The following is an 18,477-nucleotide window of genomic DNA, read 5'->3' on the forward strand; positions in this document are numbered from 1 at the left end:
CTAGCGTGACCCGCACCACAGCAGGTCACGTCCTCGAGGAGAGTCCATGACCCGGATCAGCCTGACCGTCGACGGCGCCACGGTGACCGACGACGTCGAACCCCGCATGCTGCTCGTGCAGTACCTCCGCGAACGTCTCGGCAAGACCGGCACCGTCATCGGCTGCGACACCAGCAACTGCGGCGCGTGCACCGTCCACCTCAACGGCACCAGCGTGAAGTCGTGCAACGTGCTCGCCGTCCAGGCGGACGGCGGCGAGGTCACCACCATCGAGGGCCTGGCGCAGGACGGCCAGCTGCACCCGGTGCAGGAGGCGTTCCGCGAGTGCCACGGCCTCCAGTGCGGCTTCTGCACGCCCGGCATGATCATGCAGAGCGTCGACCTCCTGAAGGAGAACCCGAAGCCCTCCGAGGAGGAGATCCGGCTCGGGCTCGAGGGCAACCTGTGCCGCTGCACGGGCTACCACAACATCGTCCGCGCGGTGCAGCACGCGAGCGGTCAGGGGGTGACGTCATGACTGCGACCCAGGAGCGCCCCGCCGACGAGGTCGACCGCGAGATCGGCCGCGACCGCCGGCGCAAGGAGGACCAGCGCCTGATCACCGGCCGGACCCGCTGGACCGACAACATCACCCTGCCCGGGATGCTGCACCTCGCGATGGTGCGCAGCCCGTTCGCCCACGCGACGATCACGAGCGTCGACCTCAGCGCCGCGAAGGCCGCGCCCAACGTGGTCGCCGTCCTCAGCGGAGCCGACTTCGGCGAGGAGCTCGGCGTCTGCATCAACGCCTGGCCGATCACGCCCGACCAGGTCGCGCCGGTGCACTCGCCGATGCCGAGCGACCGGGTCTCCTTCGCCGGTGAGATCGTCGCCGTCGTGGTGGCGCGCAGTGCCGCCGAGGCCCGCGACGCCGCCGAGCTCGTCGACGTCGAGTACGACGAGCTGCCGGCTGCGCTCGACCTGAAGAAGGCAGCCGCCGACGAGGTGCTCGCCCACCCCGACCTCGGCACCAACAAGTCCGCGCTGTGGGTCTTCGACTCCGGCGAGGCCGGCACCGGCGGCAACGTCGAGGACGCGATCAGCAAGGCGCGCACCGACGGCATCGTCATCGAGAGGGAGTACCGCCAGCAGCGGCTGATCCCCGCGTTCATGGAGCCGCGCTCGGTCGTTGTCGACCCGACCGGCGAGCAGTACGTCATGTACTCCGCCACCCAGATCCCGCACATCCTGCGCTTCGCACTGGCCGCGACGACCGGCGTGCCGGAGTCGAAGATCCGCGTGATCGCCCCCGACGTCGGTGGCGGCTTCGGCGGCAAGCTCCAGGTGACGCCGGAGGAGTGGATCGCGTGGGCGGTCGGGCGTCGTCTCGGCAAGCCCGTCAAGTACACCGAGACCCGGTCCGAGTCGCTGATGAGCGGCCACCACGGCCGTGACCAGTGGCAGAAGCTCACGCTCTCGGCCGAGAAGGACGGCACCGTCACCGGCCTGAAGGTCGAGCTGCTCGCCGACCTCGGCTCGTACGTCGCGATCGTCGGCGGCGGCGTACCGGTGCTCGGCGCGTTCATGTTCAACGCGATCTACAAGTTCCCGGCGTACCACTTCGCCTGCCAGACGGTGCTCACCAACAAGACCTGGACCGACGCCTACCGGGGCGCCGGCCGACCGGAGGCGACGTTCGGCATCGAGCGGTTGATGGACGAGCTCGCCACCGAGGTCGGCGTGGACCCGCTCGCGATCCGGGAGAAGAACTGGATCAAGCACGAGGAGTTCCCGTTCACCACGGTGGCCGGGCTCGAGTACGACTCCGGCAACTACGAGGCCGCCACCGCGAAGGCCCGGGAGATGTTCGGGTACGACGAGCTCCGGTCCGAGCAGATGGCGCGCCGGGCCAGCGGCGACCCGGTCCAGCTCGGCATCGGCATCTCGACGTTCACCGAGATGTGCGGCCTCGCGCCGTCCCGGGTGCTCGGCCAGCTCGACTACGGCGCCGGTGGCTGGGAGCACGCGAGCGTGCGGATGCTGCCGACCGGCAAGGTGGAGGTGGTCACCGGCGCCTCGGCGCACGGCCAGGGCCACGAGACGGCCTTCAGCCAGATCGTCGCCGACCGACTCGGGGTGCCGTTCGAGGACATCGAGATCCTGCACGGAGACACCCAGGTGGCACCCAAGGGCCTGGACACCTACGGCTCTCGGTCGCTCGCCGTCGGCGGTGAGGCGATCGTGCGCGCGGCCGACAAGGTCGTCGAGAAGGCGAAGCCGATCGCGGCGCACCTGCTCGAGGCGTCGGTCGACGACCTGGAGTTCTCCGGCGGTCGGTTCTCGGTGCGTGGCACCGACCAGGGCATGGCGATCACCGAGATCGCGACGGCGGCGTTCGCCGCCCACAACCTGCCCGACGGCGTCGAGCCGTCGATCGACTCGGAGGCGACGTTCGACCCGGTGAACTTCTCGTTCCCGCACGGCACCCACCTGTGCGCGATGGAGGTCGACACCGAGACCGGCCAGCTGAAGATGCGCAAGTACGTCGCCTGCGACGACATCGGCAACATCATCAACCCACTGATCGTCAGCGGACAGGTGCACGGCGGCCTGGTGCAGGGCATCGCGCAGGCGCTCTGGGAGGAGGCGGTGTACGACGAGAGCGGGACGCTCGTCTCGGGCTCGTTCGTCGACTACCTGCTGCCGACGGCGGCCGACACGATCAGCTTCGACATCGACCACACCGTCTCGGCGTGCACGCACCACTCGCTCGGCGTGAAGGGCGTCGGCGAGGCCGGCACCATCGCCTCGACGCCGGCGGTCGTCAACGCGGTGGTCGACGCCGTACGCCACCTCGGGGTGAACGACATCCAGATGCCGTGCACGCCCGAGCGGGTGTGGCGGGCCATCAACGGGCCGGGCTCGGGCGGCTCGACCACCGGGGATGCCATGCCCCACTTCGACGCGGAAGGCGGCCAGGCATGATTCCCGCAGCGTTCGACTACGTGGCGCCGACCTCGGTCGAGGACGCGCTGGCCGCGCTCGCCCAGCACGGCGACGACGCCAAGATCATCGCCGGCGGGCAGAGCCTGCTGCCGGTGCTCCGGATGCGGCTCAACGCACCCGAGATGATCATCGACCTCGGCCGGATCGACTCGCTGCGCGGCGTACGCGACGACGGCGACGCGATCGTGATCGGCGCGATGACGCCGCACTCGGTGGTCGGGGCCGACCCCCTCGTCAACGAGCACGCGCTGCTGATCGCCAGGGCCGTCGAGCACCTCGCCGACGCGCAGGTGCGGCACCGCGGGACCTTCGGCGGCGCGCTTGCACACGCCGACCCCGCGGGCGACCTCGGCGCCCCCGCGCGGGCGCTCGACGCGTCGTTCGTCATCCAGGGCTCGGGTGGCACGAGGACGGTGTCGGCCGACGACTTCTTCGTCGACCTCTTCGAGACCGCCATCGGCGACGACGAGATCCTCACCGAGGTGCGGGTGCCGAAGCACACCGGGTGGGGCGCGCACTACGAGAAGTTCGTGCGCGTCGCGCACCAGTGGCCGATCGTGGCGGTCGCCGCGACGGTGCGGGTTGACGGTGGCACGATCACCGAGGCGCGGATCGGGCTCACCAACATGGGGTCGACCCCGCTCCGTGCGACCGCGGTCGAGGCCGCCCTGGCCGGGCAGGCCGCGACCGAGGACGCCGTACGCGCGGCGGCCGCCCACGCAGCCGACGGCGCCAACCCGCCGAGCGACCTCAACGGCGACGCCGACTATCGGCGGCACCTCGCGACGGTCCTCACCCGCCGCGCGGTCCTCGCGGCAGCGGGGGCATGATCGAGGAATGGACCTCACCCACACCTTCACCGTCCCGACGTCGGTCGACGACACCTGGGCGCACTTCAACGACATCGCGTCGGTGGCGGAGTGCTTCCCGGGAGCGACGGTCACGTCCGTCGAGGAGGACAGCTTCTCGGGGTCGGTGAAGGTCAAGCTCGGACCGATCGCGCTGCTCTACAACGGCTCCGGCACCTTCGTGGAGAAGGACGACGCGGCGCACCGCTTCGTCGTCGACGCCAAGGGACGGGACAAGCGCGGCAACGGCACCGCCGGGGCCAAGGTCACCCTGACCATGGCCCCGGCGGCCGACGGCACCTCGACCGACGTCGTGGTCGTCACGGACCTCGCGATCACCGGCAAGCCCGCCCAGTTCGGCCGCGGCGTGATGCAGGACGTCTCGGACAAGCTGCTCGGGCAGTTCGTGCAGTGCCTCGAGCAACGCCTCGCCGCCGAGCCCGCGGGGACCTCCCCGGAGCCGCCGGCCGAGGCGGCGCCGGAGGCCGCCACCGCTGTAGTCCCTGACGATTCGGGGGTCGACACGCCGACGGAACCCCCACAACGTCAGGGAGCATCCCGCGAAGCCCCCGAGCCGAGCGACCGCGACGACGCCCTGAACCTGGGGTCGGCGGTGCTGCCGGTGCTGGCGAAGACCTACTGGAAGCCGGCGGTGGCGGCGGCCGTGGTGGTCGGGGTCATCGTCTGGTGGGCGACCCGGTAGGGATCACTCGAGGGCGCTGGCGCGGGTCTTCGGCGTGGGCTCCGGTACGACGTCCGCGTCGGCCACGAGCTCGGCCTCGCGGACGCCGTTGACCCCGGTCGGCAGCTGTGGCTCGAGGCGTACGACGGCCAGGGCGCCGAGCAGCACGCAGCCGATGACGAGCGTGCCGATGTAGACGCTGCCGAGGTGGTGGCCGATCAGGAAGCCGGCGATCGGCGGCGCGATGATCTGGGCGGCCTGGAAGGCCGCGGAGTTGGCGGCGTTGTAGCGACCGCGCAGGTGGTCGGGCGCGAGGTCGTTCACCAGCGCCGGCACCGTGGGCTGGAGCAGCGTCTCGCCGAACGCGAAGACCGAGGCGCAGGCGGCGACGAGCATCGTCGCGCCCCAGGTGCCGGACACCAGCCCGGTCGCGCCGAGCAGCAGCCACGACAGCGCCCAGACGGCGGCCATCAGCGCGATGATCCGGGTGCGGCGGTGGCCCTCGATGCGCTGCAGCACGACCAGCTGGAGCAGCACGATCACCAGCGTGTTGGCGGCGAACGCGTAGCCGAGGCCCTGCGTCGAGACCTCGCCCACCGAGCGCGCGAAGGCCGGCATCCCGGCGTTGAGCTGGGCGTAGCCGACGTACGACGACACGAAGCTGAGCACCATGAGCGAGGCGACCGCGGGGCGGCGCAGCACCTCGACGTACCCGACCTTCACGGTCGTCTCGTCGTGGTGGACGGCCCCGCCGGTGACGTGGCGCAGCGGCACCAGCATCAGGAAGAGCGCGGGCAGGTAGCTCGCGGCATCGCCGAGGTAGATCGCCTGGAAGGTCGACAGGTCGTCGACGCGCACGAACGTGCCGGCGACCAGGCCGCCGATGCCGATGCCGAGGTTGAGCAGGGTGAAGTTCACGCCGAAGTAGCGCTGCCGCAGCTCGGACGGGATCACCGTGGCGATGAACGCCTGGAACCCCGGCCACGCGACGCCGAACGCGAGCCCCGTGAGCAGGAGCGACACCCCCGCGACCGCCGGCGTGGCCGCGAACGCCAGCATCGTGTTGCCGACGACCTGCAGCGCCAGCGCGCCGATCAGGATGCGCCGGGCGCCCCAGCGGTCGATCGCGGCGCCGCCCGGGCCCACGACCAGGAAGCCGACGAGCGGCGGTACGGCGAGCAGCAGGCCGGCGTCGCTGAGGGCGAATCCGCGCACCTCGTGGAGGTAGACGATGTTGAACGGCAGCACCAGGCCGGTGCCGATGAACTCGAACACCACCACCGAGAGCAGCAGCTTGCCCTCGCGCGGCAGGTCGTGCCAGAAGGAGCGGAGGGTCAGCCGGCTGGGGTCGTTCGCGCTGGACATCGGCGGAAGTCTCGCAGCGCGAGCCGACAGTGGGCGAATCGTTATCGGCGTCGATCTCAGAAGACGTTGAGCGGCCGGAACTGCACCGAGATCCGCGGCCCCGCGTGGGCGACCTTGGGTACGGCGTGCTCCCAGGTGCGCTGGCAGGAGCCGCCCATCACGAGCAGGTCGCCGTGGCCCATCTCGATGGAGATCGACGAGCCGCCGACCCGTGGCCGGAGCGCCAGCCGGCGCGGGTCGCCGAGCGAGACGATGGCGACCATGGTGTCCTGCGTCTTGCCGCGGCCGATGGTGTCGCCGTGCCACGCGACGCTGTCGCGCCCGTCGCGGTAGTAGCAGCAGCCGGCGGTCACGAACGGCTCCCCGAGCTCCGGCCGATAGTGCGCCGACAGCGCGCCCCGGGCCCGGGCCAGGGCCGGGTGGGGGAGCGGCTCGCCCGCGCCGTACGTGTGCAGGAGGCGAGGTACGTCGACCTCGCGGTCGTACATCTGCCGGCGCTCGGCCCGCCAGGGCACCTCACGCACCAGCGTGAGGAACACGTCGTCGGCCTCGGGCAGCCAGGTCGGGCAGACGTCGACCCAGGCGCCCCGGGTCAGCGTCCGCCGCTCGACGCGGTCGAAGGTCGGCGCCTCGATCGTCGGCGCCCCGAACAGCGAGCCCTGGAAGTCCATGCCCCGAGCATACGCCGACATCGAACAGATGTTCGATGTCATATCGGGGTGATCTCGGGGTGAATCCGGTGGCGCCCGGGGTGCCGGCACGGAAGGCTTGACCCATGACCGAGGCCCCTCCCACCTCGCCGCCCGCCGCGCGGGTCCGCAACCTCACCAAGACCTACGGCACCGGCCAGGCCCTGGTCCGCGCGCTCGACGACGTCTCGCTCGACATCGCGGCCGGCGAGTTCACCGCCGTCATGGGTCCCAGCGGCTCGGGCAAGTCGACGCTCATGCACTGCTGTGCGGCGCTCGACACCGCCGACTCCGGGGAGGTGCTGATCGGCGACCAGGACATCACCCGGCTCAAGGACAAGGCGCTGACCCGCCTGCGGCGCGACGAGATCGGATTCGTCTTCCAGTCGTACAACCTGGTGCCGACCCTGACCGCCGAGGAGAACATCAAGCTCCCGATGGCGATCGCGGGGCGCAAGCCCGACACGGATTGGTACGACAACGTCATCGCGACCGTCGGGCTCGGCGACCGGCTGAGCCACAAGCCCAACGAGCTCTCGGGCGGCCAGCAGCAGCGGGTCGCGGTCGCCCGCGCGCTCGCGAGCCGGCCGCGGATCGTCTTCGCCGACGAGCCCACCGGCAACCTGGACTCCCGCTCGGGCGCGGAGGTGCTGGAGCTGCTGCGCCGCAGCGTCGACGACTACGGCCAGACCATCGTCATGGTCACGCACGACCCCGTGGCCGCGGCGTACACCGACCGCGTCGTCTTCCTCGCCGACGGTCGCGTCGTCGACGAGCTGCGCGACCCGACCCGCGAGCAGGTGCTCGACGTGATGAACCGGATGGCCGAGCAGGTCCCCGAGCAGATCCCGACCACATGATCAAGGCTGCTCTGAAGAGCCTGCTCGGGCGCAAGCTGCGCCTGCTGATGAGCACCTTCGCGATCGTGCTCGGCGTCGCGTTCGTGGCCGGCACCCTGATCTTCAGCGACACGCTCAACCGCAGCTTCACCGCGCTCTTCGCGTCGACGGTCGGCGACGTCGTGGTCCGGCCCGAGGGTGGTACGACGGTCGACGGCGCGCCCTCGACCGTGACCATCCCGGCGAGCCGTCTCGAGGAGATGCGGGCCGTGGACGGCGCAGCGCGGGTCGACGGCAACGTCAACGCGTTCGGCGTGTTCGTGGTCAGCAAGGAGGGCAAGGTCGTCAGCGGCTTCGGCCCGCCGGCGATCGGCGGCAACTGGTCCGACGCCCCGGCCGGGCACGACCTCCAGGGCCTCGCCATCGTCCAGGGCCGCGAGCCGCAGGTGCGCGACGAGGTCGTCCTCGACGTGCGCACCGCCGAGCGCGCGGACTACCACCTCGGCGAGAAGATCACGATCATCCCGTCGACGGCGATCGAGCAGGAACCCGGCGCCGACCTCGCCTCGCTCCGCCTCCAGCCCACCCTCGTCGGCATCGCCGGGTTCCCGAGCGGCGGCTCGCTCAACGGCGCGACGTACGCCGCCTTCGACACCCCCACGGCACAGGAGCTCTTCCTCGGCGGCGCGGACGCCTACACCGACGTCTGGGTCACCGCCGAGGACGGCGTCTCCCAGGAGGAGCTGCGCGACCGGGTCGCGGACGTGCTGCCCGACGGGCTCGAGGCGGTCACCGGTGACGACGCCGCCGACGAGTCCGCCTCCGAGCTGCTGGAGGCCATCTCGTTCCTCACGACCTTCCTGTTGATCTTCGCCGGGATCTCGCTGGTCGTCGGCGCGTTCCTCATCGTCAACACCTTCTCGATCCTGGTCGCCCAGCGCAGCCGCGAGCTCGCGCTGCTGCGCGCCCTCGGTGCATCGAGACGGCAGGTGACGTGGTCGGTGCAGCTCGAGGCGTTCGTCCTCGGCCTCGTCGGCGCGACCGTCGGACTCGGGCTCGGTGTCCTGCTGGCGATGGGGATCCGCGCGCTGTTCGCCAACTTCGGCCTCGACCTGTCCGGCCAGTCACTGATCTTCCGGCCGCGCACGTTCATCGCGTCGTACGCCGTGGGCGTGATCGTCACGATGACCGCGGCCTGGCTGCCGGCCCGGCGCACCGGCCGGATCGCCCCGGTCCAGGCGCTGCGCGACGACGTGGCGCTGCCGGAGTCCACGCTGCACCGCCGGATGTGGGTCGGCGCCGCGCTCGTCGCGGTCGGCCTCCTCGTGCTGTGGTTCGGGCTGTTCAGCGACCTGCCCTACGGCGGCTGGCAGACCGGAGGCGGGATCCTGGCCATCCTGCTCGGCGTCGCCGCGGCCAGCCCGGTGATCTCGCGGCCGTTCCTCGCGATCGCCCGCGCGGTGTTCGCCCGGGTCTTCGGCACCGTCGGCAACCTCGCGGGCCAGAACTCGCTGCGCAACCCCCGGCGTACCGCCGCCACCGCGTCGGCCCTGATGATCGGCCTGGCGCTCGCGTGCACGATGGCGATCGTCGGCGACTCGGCGAAGGCCAGCGTCGACAAGTCGGTCGAGGACAACTTCGTCGGCGACTACGTGGTCAGCAACGTCATCGGCACCGGCTTCACGCCGGCGATCGGGGACCGGATGACAGACGTCGACGGCGTCGACCGCCTGGTGCGCGAGCGGTTCGCCGCCGCCGAACGGGACGGCGACCGGCAGATGGTCGCGGCCGTCGACCCCGCCGACGTCGAGCGCCTCGAGCTCGACATCACGGAGGGCGACCCGCTGGCCACGGGCTCGGTGATGCTGCAGCAGTCCTGGGCCGAGGACAACGACATCGGCGTCGGCGCCGACCTCGAGCTCGAGATGCCCGCCGGCAAGCGGACGTACGTCGTGGCCGGGACGTTCGACGACAACCCGGTCGTCCCCGCACCCGTGCTGATGACGCTCGACGACTTCGCCGAGGGCGGGTTCCCCGCCAGCGACAACGTCCTGATCGTGTTCACCGACGACTCGCCCGGCGTGCAGGAGCGCCTCGACGAGGTGGTCGCCGACCTGCCGATCGTCACGGTCAAGAACCAGGCGGAGTTCTCGCAAGAGCAGCGGGAGCCGATCGACCAGTTCGTGCTGATGATCTTCGCGCTGCTCGGGCTCGCGCTGATCATCGCGGTGCTCGGCATCGTCAACACCCTCGCCCTCTCCGTGATCGAGCGGACCCGCGAGGTCGGCCTCCTGCGCGCGATCGGGCTCAATCGTCGGCAGCTGCGCCGGATGATCACGCTGGAGTCCGTGGTGATCGCCGTCCTGGGCGCGCTGCTCGGCGTCATCCTGGGCATCGGGTTCGGCATCGCGCTCATGTACGCCGTACGCGACGAGGGCCTCGAGGTGATCAGCGTGCCGTTCGTCCAGCTCGCCGTGTTCCTCGTGCTCTCGGTGGTCATCGGGGTGCTCGCGGCGGTCTTCCCGGCCCGCCGGGCGGCCCGGCTCGACGTGCTGCGCGCGATCGCGACCGAATAGCGACGGCGCTCGCCCGTAACGACCGCCATACCTCGTTCCGCCCGATCCGGGGACGCGGAGGGCGTTGAATGCCTAGAGTTCGGGACGTGGACGAGTTGCTGGTGACCGAGGGACGCGCGCTCAAGCACGTCCAGGTGCGTGAGTACGTGCGCTCTCTCGTCACGGGAGCGGCGCCCGGTTCGCCAGCACCCTCGGAGCGCGAGCTGGTGCACCGGTTCGGGGTCGCCCGCATGACGGTGCGGCAGGCGATGGACGCCCTCGTGGTCGAGGGACTCCTGGAGCGCATCCCCGGACGGGGCACCTTCGTGGCCCGCCCGCGGCGTACGCCGAGCCGGCTCACGAGCTTCAGCGAGGAGATGGGCCGTCGTGGCCTCCTCGCGGAGTCGCAGACGCTGCTGGCCCGCCGCGAGCAGGCCGGGCCCGGTGTCGCCCGCGCCCTCAACCTCACCGAGGGCGACGCGGTGATCCACTGGCGCCGGCTGCGTCGCGCCGACGGCCAGCCGATGTGCATCGAGGACGCCTACCTCAACGAGGTGCTGATCCCCGGCTTCCTGCAGAGCGGGATGCCGACCAGCCTGTACGACGCGCTGGAGGCGCGCGCGCTGCGCCCCACCTGGGCCGAGGACTCCATCAACGCCGACGTGGCGTCGGAGGAGGAGGCGCAGCACCTCGAGGTCGCCGCCGGCGCCCCGGTGCTGCGGCACTCGCGTCGGGGGCTCGCGGGCGAGAAGGTCGTCGAGGTGTCGCGCACCGTCTACCGCGCCGACCGCTACACGATCTGGCTGCAGGTCGGCGCAGAGGACTAGCGGAGACGCGTCAGCGGATCCGCTGATGGCGGTCGAGCGAGCCGCTCGACCGAGCTTGCGAGGTCGGGACCGGCGTGCCGAGACCAGGGCGACCGACGGGACCCAGCGCTCTAACGCCCGAGGTCGCCGAGCGGCGCGACGACGTCGCCGCTCTCCTCGCAGACCCACACCGGGTCCGGGCCGCCCAGGTCCGGCTGGATGTAGAGCGCGTGCACGGGCGCGTCGTCGCCGCAGTCACGGCACAACGGCCAGCGACCGACGGTCTCGAAGAGGGCGTCCTGCACGTCCTGCGCGACCAGGCCGGCGACGTACTGCGCGCCCTCCGGCCACTGCTCCGCCCACCACTTCCGCTGCGCGACGGCGTCCTCGAGAGCCGAGACGGCGGCCGGTGTCGCGTGGTTGCGCGCCTCGAGGTCGGAGAGGACCCGGGCCCGCGCGTCGAACAGCAGGGCGTTGTCCATTCCCCCATCATGCCCCTGCGTCGAAAGCCGGAAGGGCGAGCGCAGCGCGGCTCCCGCGCTCGCACCACCCGTCCTCCTACGATCGGAGCATGGGACCGGCGCTTCTCGAGGTCGCCGTCCTCGACCCGCGCGACGTACCCGGCGCGGAGGAGGGCGGGGCCGACCGCCTGCTGCTCGCGACCGCCGACGGGTGGTCGCCCGAGCCTGCCCTGGTCTCGGGGGTCTGTCGCGAGACCGATCTGCCCGTCCACGTCGTGCTGCGGCTCAACGACACGTGGAGCACCACGGGCGGCGAGCTCGCGCGCCTGGTCGGCCTGGGCGAGGACTACCTCGGCTCCGGCGCCGCCGGCTTCTCGTTCGGGTTCCTCGACGCAGACCTCGAGGTCGACACCGAGGTCTGCGACTACCTCGTGGCTCAGCTCCCCGACGCGCCATGGACCTTCGGCCGGGCCGTCGACGACACCCTCGACCTGCGCCGGTCGTGGCGGCGGCTGGCCGGGCCGGCCGGCCTGGTCGGCGTCCGCTCGGCCGGGTCGCCGCGGGGGCTCGGCGCCGGGTTCGACGAGCTGGTTGCGCTGGCCTCCGCCGACCCGTCGGTCGCCCGCACGCTCGTGCCGGGCGGCGGGCTGGTCGCCGAGCAGGTGCCGTGGTTCGTCCGCGCCGGCGTCCGGCAGTTCCACCTCGACACCCAGGCCCGGCCCGGCGGCTCGTGGAAGGCGTACGTCGACGCCGGCCACGTCCGCTCCTGGCGGCTGCTCCTCGACGCCGCCGTCGAGCGCATCGGCCGCAGCGCCGGATGACCCGATGATCCTGATCGACCCGCCCAACGCGGCCGGGCACGGCCGGCTGTGGTCGCACCTGGCCAGCGACACCTCCTACGACGAGCTGCACGCCTTCGCCGCCACCGTCGGCATCCCCCCGCGCGGCTTCGACCGCGACCACTACGACGTGCCGTCCGAGTGGTACGACGACGTCGTCGCCGCCGGTGCCGCCCCGGTCACCTCCCGTGAGCTCGTCGCCCGGCTGACCGCTGCCGGCCTGCGGCGGCGCAAGCGCGATACTCCCTGACGTCCTCGGGGTTCCGAGGCCCGCAAGACCCCCAGACCGTCAGGGACTACCCGACCAGGGTCTTCAGCTCACGCTCCACGTTGGCCCGGGCATCGGCCTCCCAGGCGTGCCTGGCGTAGGGGGTCTGGAAGAGGTGCGGCTTGGCGAGGAGGTCGCGGAGGATCGCGGACCGGCCTCCGGCGAAGTCGGCGTCGGGCACGTCGGCGTACTCCTCGCGCACCGACTCGGCGTACTCGGCGTACCGCTCCGGGGACGCCGCGAGGATCGCGAGGTCGGCGTCAGAGAGCGCGCACCCGTTGCGGTCGTCGTCCGCGGGGCGGTGGTGCTCGGTCACCAGCACCAGCCGGACGACCTCGTCGACGACGGCCTGGTCGACCAGCGTCGGGAGCGCCTCGGCTGCCCAGGCGGCCGACCGCCTCTCGGCGTCCGGCCGGCCGTCGTACACGCTGTCGTGGAACCACGCCGCCAGCAGCACCGCCATCCGGTCGAATTCCACGCCGTGCACCGACAGCTCGTGGATCCGCTCGAGCACCTCCCGGAGGTGGCGGCCGTCGTGGTAGCGCCGGTCCGGGTGTGCGTACGACGCGACGAGCTGGGCACCCAGGGGCCGGGCGCCGGGCAGCGGCCAGGCGTTCAGGAGATCCACGCCGTGCATTCAAGACCCCGCGGGGCCCGGACCGCTACGGTGGAGCCGCCAAGAACGTGTTCCAATTCCCGCAGGAGGTGCCGTGGCCGCGAGCGTGGACCGCATCCGCGAGGTCGTCGAGGCGTACGTGCGCCTCGTCGGGTCGGGTACGTCGGACGAGATCGTCGCCCTCTACGCCGAGGACGCGACCGTCGAGGACCCGGTCGGCACCGACGTGCGCACCGGCCATGCCCAGATCAAGGAGTTCTACGCGACCCTCGACGGGCTCGAGCAGGAGACGACCCTGCAGGCGCTGCGCATCGCCGGCGGCGAGGCCGTGTTCCACTTCGAGGTCGTCACGCGGGCGGGCGGCGCGACGTACACGCTCTCGCCGATTGACGTGATGACGTTCGACGACGACGGCGCGATCACCGGCATGCGCGCCTACTGGGGCGACGCCGACATGGTGATCGGCTAGCAGGGAGGCGACTGCCCGGGCGTGCGGGCCACCCCGACCGCGCCCAGCCTGGTCTCCTTGCCCTGCGCCACCGAGACGCCCGTGACCGACTTCGAGTCGAAGCGGCAGTACGACACCGTCTGCACGTAGCCACCGCGGTCGGGGCGGGGGTTGATCACGACCGTCATGTTGCGCTGCGTGGCGAGCTGGCCGTCGAGGGTGAACCAGCCGGAGTCCGACGACGTGGTCTCGTCGATCTTCGTCCCGTACACGTCGTAGAGCTGCACCTGCGCCTGCCCGAGGGGGTACGCCGGCGCGCCCGCGTCGACCGCCTGGCCGGTGATCCAGCCGCCGCGCTTGCGCACCTCGAACGTGCCGATCGACGGACGACCCGGCCGCACCTGTGCCTTCCGGATCCGCCCCTCGTCGGCCAGCCAGTTGCCGGCGCCGTCGAACTTGAGCCGGTACCTGCCGGGGTGGACGCCGGGGAACACCGCCGTGCCGCCGCGCGCGGTGGCGGTCCACCACTGACCGGTCTTCAGGCTGGTGACGGTGACCGTCGTCCGGCCGGCGAGCGCCGACCCGTCGGGCGTGTAGAGCAGCACCCGCAGCGATCCGGCGCGCTCCCGCAGCGGGACCCGGACGTCGGTGCCCCGGCCGGTCCGGACCTTCCCGGCCCAGACGCTCTTGCCGGTCCAGCGCTTCGCGCGGTCCCAGGCGAACACCGACCACTTGCCCTCCGGGAGCCCGCCGATCGCGAACTCGCCCCGACGGTTGGCGGTCGTGTCGAACGACTGGTCCTGGCCGCTGGGCAGGGTCCGGGCCACGGCGACCCGCGCCTTCCGGCCGGGCCCGGTCGGGGTCGTGACCTTGCCGGTGACGAAGGCGCCGCGCTTCATCCGCACGTCGCGCACGGTCGGCCGGTCGGCGCGCACCGTGACCTTGACGTCGGTCGGCGCGTACTTGTCGGTGCGGTACGACGCGGTCTGGTCGACGAACTGCAGCCAGTAGGTGCCCGGCACGAGGTTGAGCGCGTAGGACCCGCCGTTCGCCTTCTTCTGGCCGAGGTACTGCCAGTCGCGGGTGAACCACAGGACGCGCACCTTCGGGGCCTTGGCCTTCCCGTTGCCCGGGAAGCTGATGAACCCCGCCACCGGCCGGGTGTCGGACCCCGCGGCGACGGCGCCGACGGGGGCGACCAGCGCGATCGCCGACGCGATCAGGGCGACCACCGCGAGCGCGGCGACACGGCGTCGAACGTGGGGGAGCATGGCGCTCATCGTAGGCGCGCGGTCCGCTCCCGCGGAGTCATGGCCCACCGGATCGTCCCGGTCGCGGCGCCGCCCAGGGCCCGCACGACCGTGCGCTCGGAGACCGGCAGCCACGGCAGGCGCAGCGGCCGCCGCGTCCAGCGCGGCATCAGGCCGACGGCGGCCGCCGCGATCGCGCCGTACGGCGGCCGCGCGACCACCGGCAGCGGCGGTCGCAGCAGCAGGTAGGCGACGGTGGCCCGGGCCTCGGGGGTGCCGCGCAGCTCGGGCCGGTACGCCGCGATCGTCTCGGCCAGGCCCGCGACCGTGGTCGGCGGGTCGACGACCCCGAGGCGCGCGGCGACCTCGGCCGTCTGCGCGACGTACTCGTCCCGCTCGGCGGGGGTCAGCGGTTCGCGGCCGTAGACCGTGTGCGCCCGCAGTAAGCTGTCGACCTCCGCCACGTGGACCCAGCCGAGCAGGTGCGGGTCGGAGGCGGCGTACGGCGTGCCGTCGGGCATCGTGCCGGTGATCCGCTCGTGGATGCGGCGTACCGCCGCGACCGCCTGCTCCGCGTCGTCGGCCGTGCCGAACGTCGTGACGGCGATGAACCTGCTGGTGCGCGCCAGCCGTCCCCAGGCGTCCGCGCGGTAGTCGGAGTGCTCGGCGACGCCTCGCATCGCGGCGGGGTGCAGGGTCTGGAAGACCAGGGCGCGCAGCCCGCCGACGAACATCGACGCGTCGCCGTGCACGCGGGTGATCGGGCTGCCGGCCTCGAACCAGCGCGGGCCCGGGCGGCCGTGGATGCGCTCCGCGTGCTTGCTGCCGTCGGGCCCGGCGACCCGCAGGAAGAGCTCCTGACCGATCCGGTCTCGGACCAGCGGCACAACGCTTGCCATACATCGACCCTACGGGTTCTCATCTACGCCATGCACCTGAAGACGGTGGCGACCGCGGTCGCCGGGACCCTGGCAGCCGCCCTCGCGACGATCGTGCCGGCGACGGCACCGGCCGCGGTGGGGGAGACCGCCTCCTCGTTCCGGGTGGAGCCGATCGTCTGGGGCCGCTGCGACGACAGCAGCCTCCGCGAAGCCAAGGCCCAGTGCGGCACGCTGACCGTGCCGCTCGACCACGCGGACCCGACGGGCCCGACGATCGACCTCGCGGTCGCGCGGGTGCTGCACACCCAGGAGCCCTACCGCGGCGCGGTGTTCACCAACCCCGGCGGGCCGGGCAGCGACGGCACCTGGCTCGCGCCGTACGGCCAGTACGTGCCGCGCGAGGTAGGCCTGACCTACGACTGGTACGGCATCGACCCGCGGGGCACCGGCGCCAGCGACCCGATCCTCACCTGCGACAACGAGTACTTCGGCTGGGACCGGCCCGACTACATGCCGACCACGTCGAAGATCATGAAGAAGTGGCGCGCCAAGACCGAGCGCTACGCGAAGGACTGCGGCAAGGCGAAGGCGCGCAAGCTGCTCGGCCACGTGCGCACGACCGACACCGCGACCGACTTCGACCTGCTGCGCCAGGCGATCGGGCTCGAGAAGATCACGATCTTCGGGTTCTCCTACGGCACCTACCTCGCGCAGGTCTACGCGACGCTCTTCCCGGGACACGTGCAGGCGCTCGTGATGGACGGCGTCATCGACCCCGACCGGGTCTTCTACCGGTCCAACCTCGACCAGGACCCGGCGTTCCAGAAGTCCTTCGACGCCTTCCTCGCCTGGGTCGGCAAGTACCCGAAGGTCTACCACCTGGGCAAGAGTCGCAAGGCCGTCGAGCGGCGCTACCAGCTGCTGCGCTCCGACCTCGCGAACGAGCCGGCCGGCGGCAAGGTCGGGCCCGACGAGCTCGACGACGCGCTGCTCAACGCGGCGTACTACAACGGCTACTACCCGATCGTCGCGGATGCCTTCGCCAAGCTCGCCAACCAGGGCAAGGCCCGGGGGATCAAGCAGCTCTACCGCGGCTCGAACCCGGTCGGGAAGGCCGCCGACAACGGCTACGCGATGTACCTCGCCACCGAGTGCACCGACGCGAAGTGGCCGACGAAGTGGAAGACCTGGCTCGAGGACGCCCGGCGGATCGACCGCAAGGCGCCGTTCCTGACCTGGCCCAACAACTGGTTCAACGCCCCCTGCCGCACCTGGCCGGTCAAGGGCACCCAGCGTGTCCAGGTGACCGGCGCCGGCCTCGCCGACGTGCCGATCCTGCTGCTCAGCGAGACCCACGACCCGGCGACGCCGTACGCCGGCGCGCTGGCCGCCCGCAAGATCTTCCCGAGCGCCTCGCTGGTCGCCGGCGTCGGCGGCTACTCCCACGCGGTGTCGCTCTCGGGCGTCGCCTGCACCGACAACGCGATCGCGAACGTGCTCGAGGACGGCACGCTGCCCACCCGCAAGGCCGGCAGCCGGGCCGACAAGGAGTGCAAGCCGCTGCCCGCCCCCGAGCCGCCGAAGAAGGGCTCGCGGGTCGCGCTGCCCGAGCTCCGCTCCTGGTGGGGCCGCTGATCCGGGTCACCGTCGACGTGTAACGGGGTGTTGTGGCACCTGCTGGCCCGTCATACCGGGCCGGAGGACACCACAACACCCCGTTACAGCCAGCCGCCGGAGCGCGTCACGCGTCCCAGGTGCGCAGCCAGATCGTGTGCTCGGACTGGGCGAGCTTGGCCAGCGCGTCGGCGGGGAGCGGGTCGAGGGTGTCGGTGACGACGTACCCCTGCTCGCCACGCGTCGAGAGGTACTGCCCGGTGATGTTGTCGCCGCCCTCGGCGAGGATCCGGTTGACGTCGGCGAGCACGCCGGGCACGTTCACGTGGAGGTAGCCGATCCGGTGTCCGGCCTGGAGCTGCGGCGCCTGGACCGCCGGGACGTTCACCGACAGCTCGGTGCGGCCCTCCTGGGAGAAGCCCGCGAGCTTGCCGGCGACGAAGTAGCCGATCTCCTCCTGGGCCTCCTGGGTCGAGCCGCCGACGTGCGGGGTGAGGATCACGTTGTCGAGCCCGCGCAGCACCGACTCGAACGCGTCGCCCTGGGCCTTCGGCTCCACCGGGAACACGTCGAGCGCGGCGCCGGCGATGTGGCCGGAGAGGATGTTCTCGCGGAGCGCGGCGTCGTCGACGACCATGCCGCGGGAGGCGTTGATGAAGAGGCTGCGCGGCTTCATCTTCGCGAACTGCTCCGCGCCGAACATGCCGGCGTTGCCGGGCCGGCCGTCGACGTGGATGCTCACCACGTCGGCCTCGGCGAGCAGGTCGTCGAGGGTCCGCACCCGGCGCGCGTTGCCGTGCGCGAGCCGGTCGGCGGTGTCGAAGAAGATGACCCGCAGCCCCATCGCCTCGGCGAGGTTGGACAGCTGCGTGCCGATGTTGCCGTAGCCGACGATGCCGAGCGTGCGGCCGCGGATCTCGTGGCTGCCCTTCGCGGACTTGTCCCACACGCCGGCGTGCATGCGCTCGGTCTTCTCCGCGAGCCGGCGCGCGAGCACGATGATCTCGGCGATCACCAGCTCGACGACGCTGCGCGTGTTGGAGTACGGCGCGTTGAAGACCGCGATCCCGCGCTCGGCGGCCGCCACCAGGTCGACCTGGTTGGTGCCGATGCAGAAGCAGCCGATCGCGAGCAGGTCGGTCGCGCCCTCGAGCACGGCCGGTGTGATGTGCGTGTTCGAGCGGATGCCGAGCAGGTGGACGCCGGCCAGCGCCTCGCGGAGCTCCTCCTCGGACAGCGAGCTGGTCCGCAGCTCGACCTCGAAGCCCCGCGCCTCCAGGACCTCGACGGCGACCGGGTGGATGTTCTCGAGCAGCAGCACCTTCACGATC

General features: G+C 72.0%; 18 protein-coding genes. 11 read left to right on the forward strand and 7 right to left on the reverse strand.

Annotated elements, in window-relative coordinates; genetic code table 11:
• The first annotated feature begins 46 nt into the window (after window positions 1-46).
• The 4 genes from ACFQQI_RS03975 to ACFQQI_RS03990 are packed head-to-tail and all read left to right on the forward strand — an operon-like array spanning window position 47 to window position 4,536.
• On the forward strand, window positions 47-517 hold the full coding sequence (locus tag ACFQQI_RS03975) for a (2Fe-2S)-binding protein (protein WP_378558253.1): 471 nt from the start codon (window positions 47-49) through the stop codon (window positions 515-517).
• Window positions 514-2,964, forward strand: coding sequence for a xanthine dehydrogenase family protein molybdopterin-binding subunit (locus ACFQQI_RS03980; protein ID WP_378558256.1), 2,451 nt, complete (start codon window positions 514-516; stop codon window positions 2,962-2,964). The genes ACFQQI_RS03975 and ACFQQI_RS03980 overlap by 4 nt, the downstream gene beginning before the upstream one ends.
• Entirely contained in the window at window positions 2,961-3,815 is an 855-nt protein-coding gene (locus tag ACFQQI_RS03985) for an FAD binding domain-containing protein (protein WP_378558259.1), read from the forward strand. The genes ACFQQI_RS03980 and ACFQQI_RS03985 overlap by 4 nt, the downstream gene beginning before the upstream one ends.
• A 7-nt stretch (window positions 3,816-3,822) precedes the next feature.
• Window positions 3,823-4,536, forward strand: coding sequence for an SRPBCC family protein (locus tag ACFQQI_RS03990; RefSeq protein ID WP_378558262.1), 714 nt, complete (start codon window positions 3,823-3,825; stop codon window positions 4,534-4,536).
• Between the two features lie 3 nt (window positions 4,537-4,539).
• Here the strand turns inward: ACFQQI_RS03990 and ACFQQI_RS03995 are convergent, their stop codons facing one another.
• Together ACFQQI_RS03995 and ACFQQI_RS04000 are read right to left on the reverse strand one after the other, a co-directional pair.
• A complete protein-coding gene (locus ACFQQI_RS03995) occupies window positions 4,540-5,880 on the reverse strand; it encodes an MFS transporter (protein ID WP_378558265.1) in 1,341 nt (446 codons plus the stop codon).
• Between the two features lie 56 nt (window positions 5,881-5,936).
• A complete protein-coding gene (locus tag ACFQQI_RS04000; protein WP_378558268.1) occupies window positions 5,937-6,551 on the reverse strand; it encodes an alpha-ketoglutarate-dependent dioxygenase AlkB in 615 nt (204 codons plus the stop codon).
• Between the two features lie 104 nt (window positions 6,552-6,655).
• On the opposite strand from ACFQQI_RS04000, the gene ACFQQI_RS04005 reads away from it, so the two are divergent.
• From ACFQQI_RS04005 to ACFQQI_RS04015, 3 genes are all read left to right on the forward strand, one after another.
• Window positions 6,656-7,429 (forward strand): ABC transporter ATP-binding protein, encoded by a 774-nt coding sequence (locus tag ACFQQI_RS04005; protein ID WP_378558271.1) that lies wholly within the window; start codon window positions 6,656-6,658, stop codon window positions 7,427-7,429.
• Window positions 7,426-9,984: an ABC transporter permease gene (locus tag ACFQQI_RS04010; RefSeq protein WP_378558274.1), complete on the forward strand. Its 2,559-nt coding sequence runs from the start codon at window positions 7,426-7,428 to the stop codon at window positions 9,982-9,984. The genes ACFQQI_RS04005 and ACFQQI_RS04010 overlap by 4 nt, the downstream gene beginning before the upstream one ends.
• An 86-nt stretch (window positions 9,985-10,070) precedes the next feature.
• Entirely contained in the window at window positions 10,071-10,790 is a 720-nt protein-coding gene (locus tag ACFQQI_RS04015) for a GntR family transcriptional regulator (protein ID WP_378558277.1), read from the forward strand.
• Between the two features lie 110 nt (window positions 10,791-10,900).
• On the opposite strand, the gene ACFQQI_RS04020 is transcribed toward ACFQQI_RS04015, so the two are convergent.
• A complete protein-coding gene (locus tag ACFQQI_RS04020) occupies window positions 10,901-11,251 on the reverse strand; it encodes a hypothetical protein (protein ID WP_378558280.1) in 351 nt (116 codons plus the stop codon).
• 89 nt (window positions 11,252-11,340) lie between these two features.
• Between ACFQQI_RS04020 and ACFQQI_RS04025 the strand changes: the two genes are divergently transcribed.
• Both ACFQQI_RS04025 and ACFQQI_RS04030 read left to right on the forward strand, forming a co-directional pair.
• Window positions 11,341-12,051: a copper homeostasis protein CutC gene (locus tag ACFQQI_RS04025; protein ID WP_378558283.1), complete on the forward strand. Its 711-nt coding sequence runs from the start codon at window positions 11,341-11,343 to the stop codon at window positions 12,049-12,051.
• 4 nt (window positions 12,052-12,055) lie between these two features.
• The gene (locus ACFQQI_RS04030; RefSeq protein WP_378558286.1) at window positions 12,056-12,319 is read left to right on the forward strand and encodes a DUF4031 domain-containing protein; all 264 of its coding nucleotides are present in this window, start codon (window positions 12,056-12,058) and stop codon (window positions 12,317-12,319) included.
• Between the two features lie 46 nt (window positions 12,320-12,365).
• Here the strand turns inward: ACFQQI_RS04030 and ACFQQI_RS04035 are convergent, their stop codons facing one another.
• Entirely contained in the window at window positions 12,366-12,974 is a 609-nt protein-coding gene (locus ACFQQI_RS04035) for a hypothetical protein (RefSeq protein ID WP_378558289.1), read from the reverse strand.
• Between the two features lie 73 nt (window positions 12,975-13,047).
• Here ACFQQI_RS04035 and ACFQQI_RS04040 point away from each other — a divergent pair, with 73 nt between their 5' ends.
• Window positions 13,048-13,422: a nuclear transport factor 2 family protein gene (locus ACFQQI_RS04040; RefSeq protein WP_378558293.1), complete on the forward strand. Its 375-nt coding sequence runs from the start codon at window positions 13,048-13,050 to the stop codon at window positions 13,420-13,422.
• Here the strand turns inward: ACFQQI_RS04040 and ACFQQI_RS04045 are convergent.
• The gene (locus tag ACFQQI_RS04045) at window positions 13,419-14,672 is read right to left on the reverse strand and encodes a collagen binding domain-containing protein (RefSeq protein ID WP_378558296.1); all 1,254 of its coding nucleotides are present in this window, start codon (window positions 14,670-14,672) and stop codon (window positions 13,419-13,421) included. The genes ACFQQI_RS04040 and ACFQQI_RS04045 overlap by 4 nt on opposite strands.
• A 5-nt stretch (window positions 14,673-14,677) precedes the next feature.
• Window positions 14,678-15,550, reverse strand: coding sequence for an oxygenase MpaB family protein (locus tag ACFQQI_RS04050; RefSeq protein WP_378558299.1), 873 nt, complete (start codon window positions 15,548-15,550; stop codon window positions 14,678-14,680).
• Between the two features lie 30 nt (window positions 15,551-15,580).
• Here ACFQQI_RS04050 and ACFQQI_RS04055 point away from each other — a divergent pair, with 30 nt between their 5' ends.
• A complete protein-coding gene (locus ACFQQI_RS04055; RefSeq protein ID WP_378558302.1) occupies window positions 15,581-17,167 on the forward strand; it encodes an alpha/beta hydrolase in 1,587 nt (528 codons plus the stop codon).
• Between the two features lie 106 nt (window positions 17,168-17,273).
• On the opposite strand, the gene serA is transcribed toward ACFQQI_RS04055, so the two are convergent.
• Window positions 17,274-18,473: a phosphoglycerate dehydrogenase gene (gene serA, locus ACFQQI_RS04060; RefSeq protein ID WP_378558305.1), complete on the reverse strand. Its 1,200-nt coding sequence runs from the start codon at window positions 18,471-18,473 to the stop codon at window positions 17,274-17,276.
• Window positions 18,474-18,477 lie beyond the last annotated feature (4 nt).

Source organism: Nocardioides sp. GCM10030259 (assembly GCF_042666375.1).
Classification (GTDB): Bacteria; Actinomycetota; Actinomycetes; order Propionibacteriales; family Nocardioidaceae; genus Nocardioides.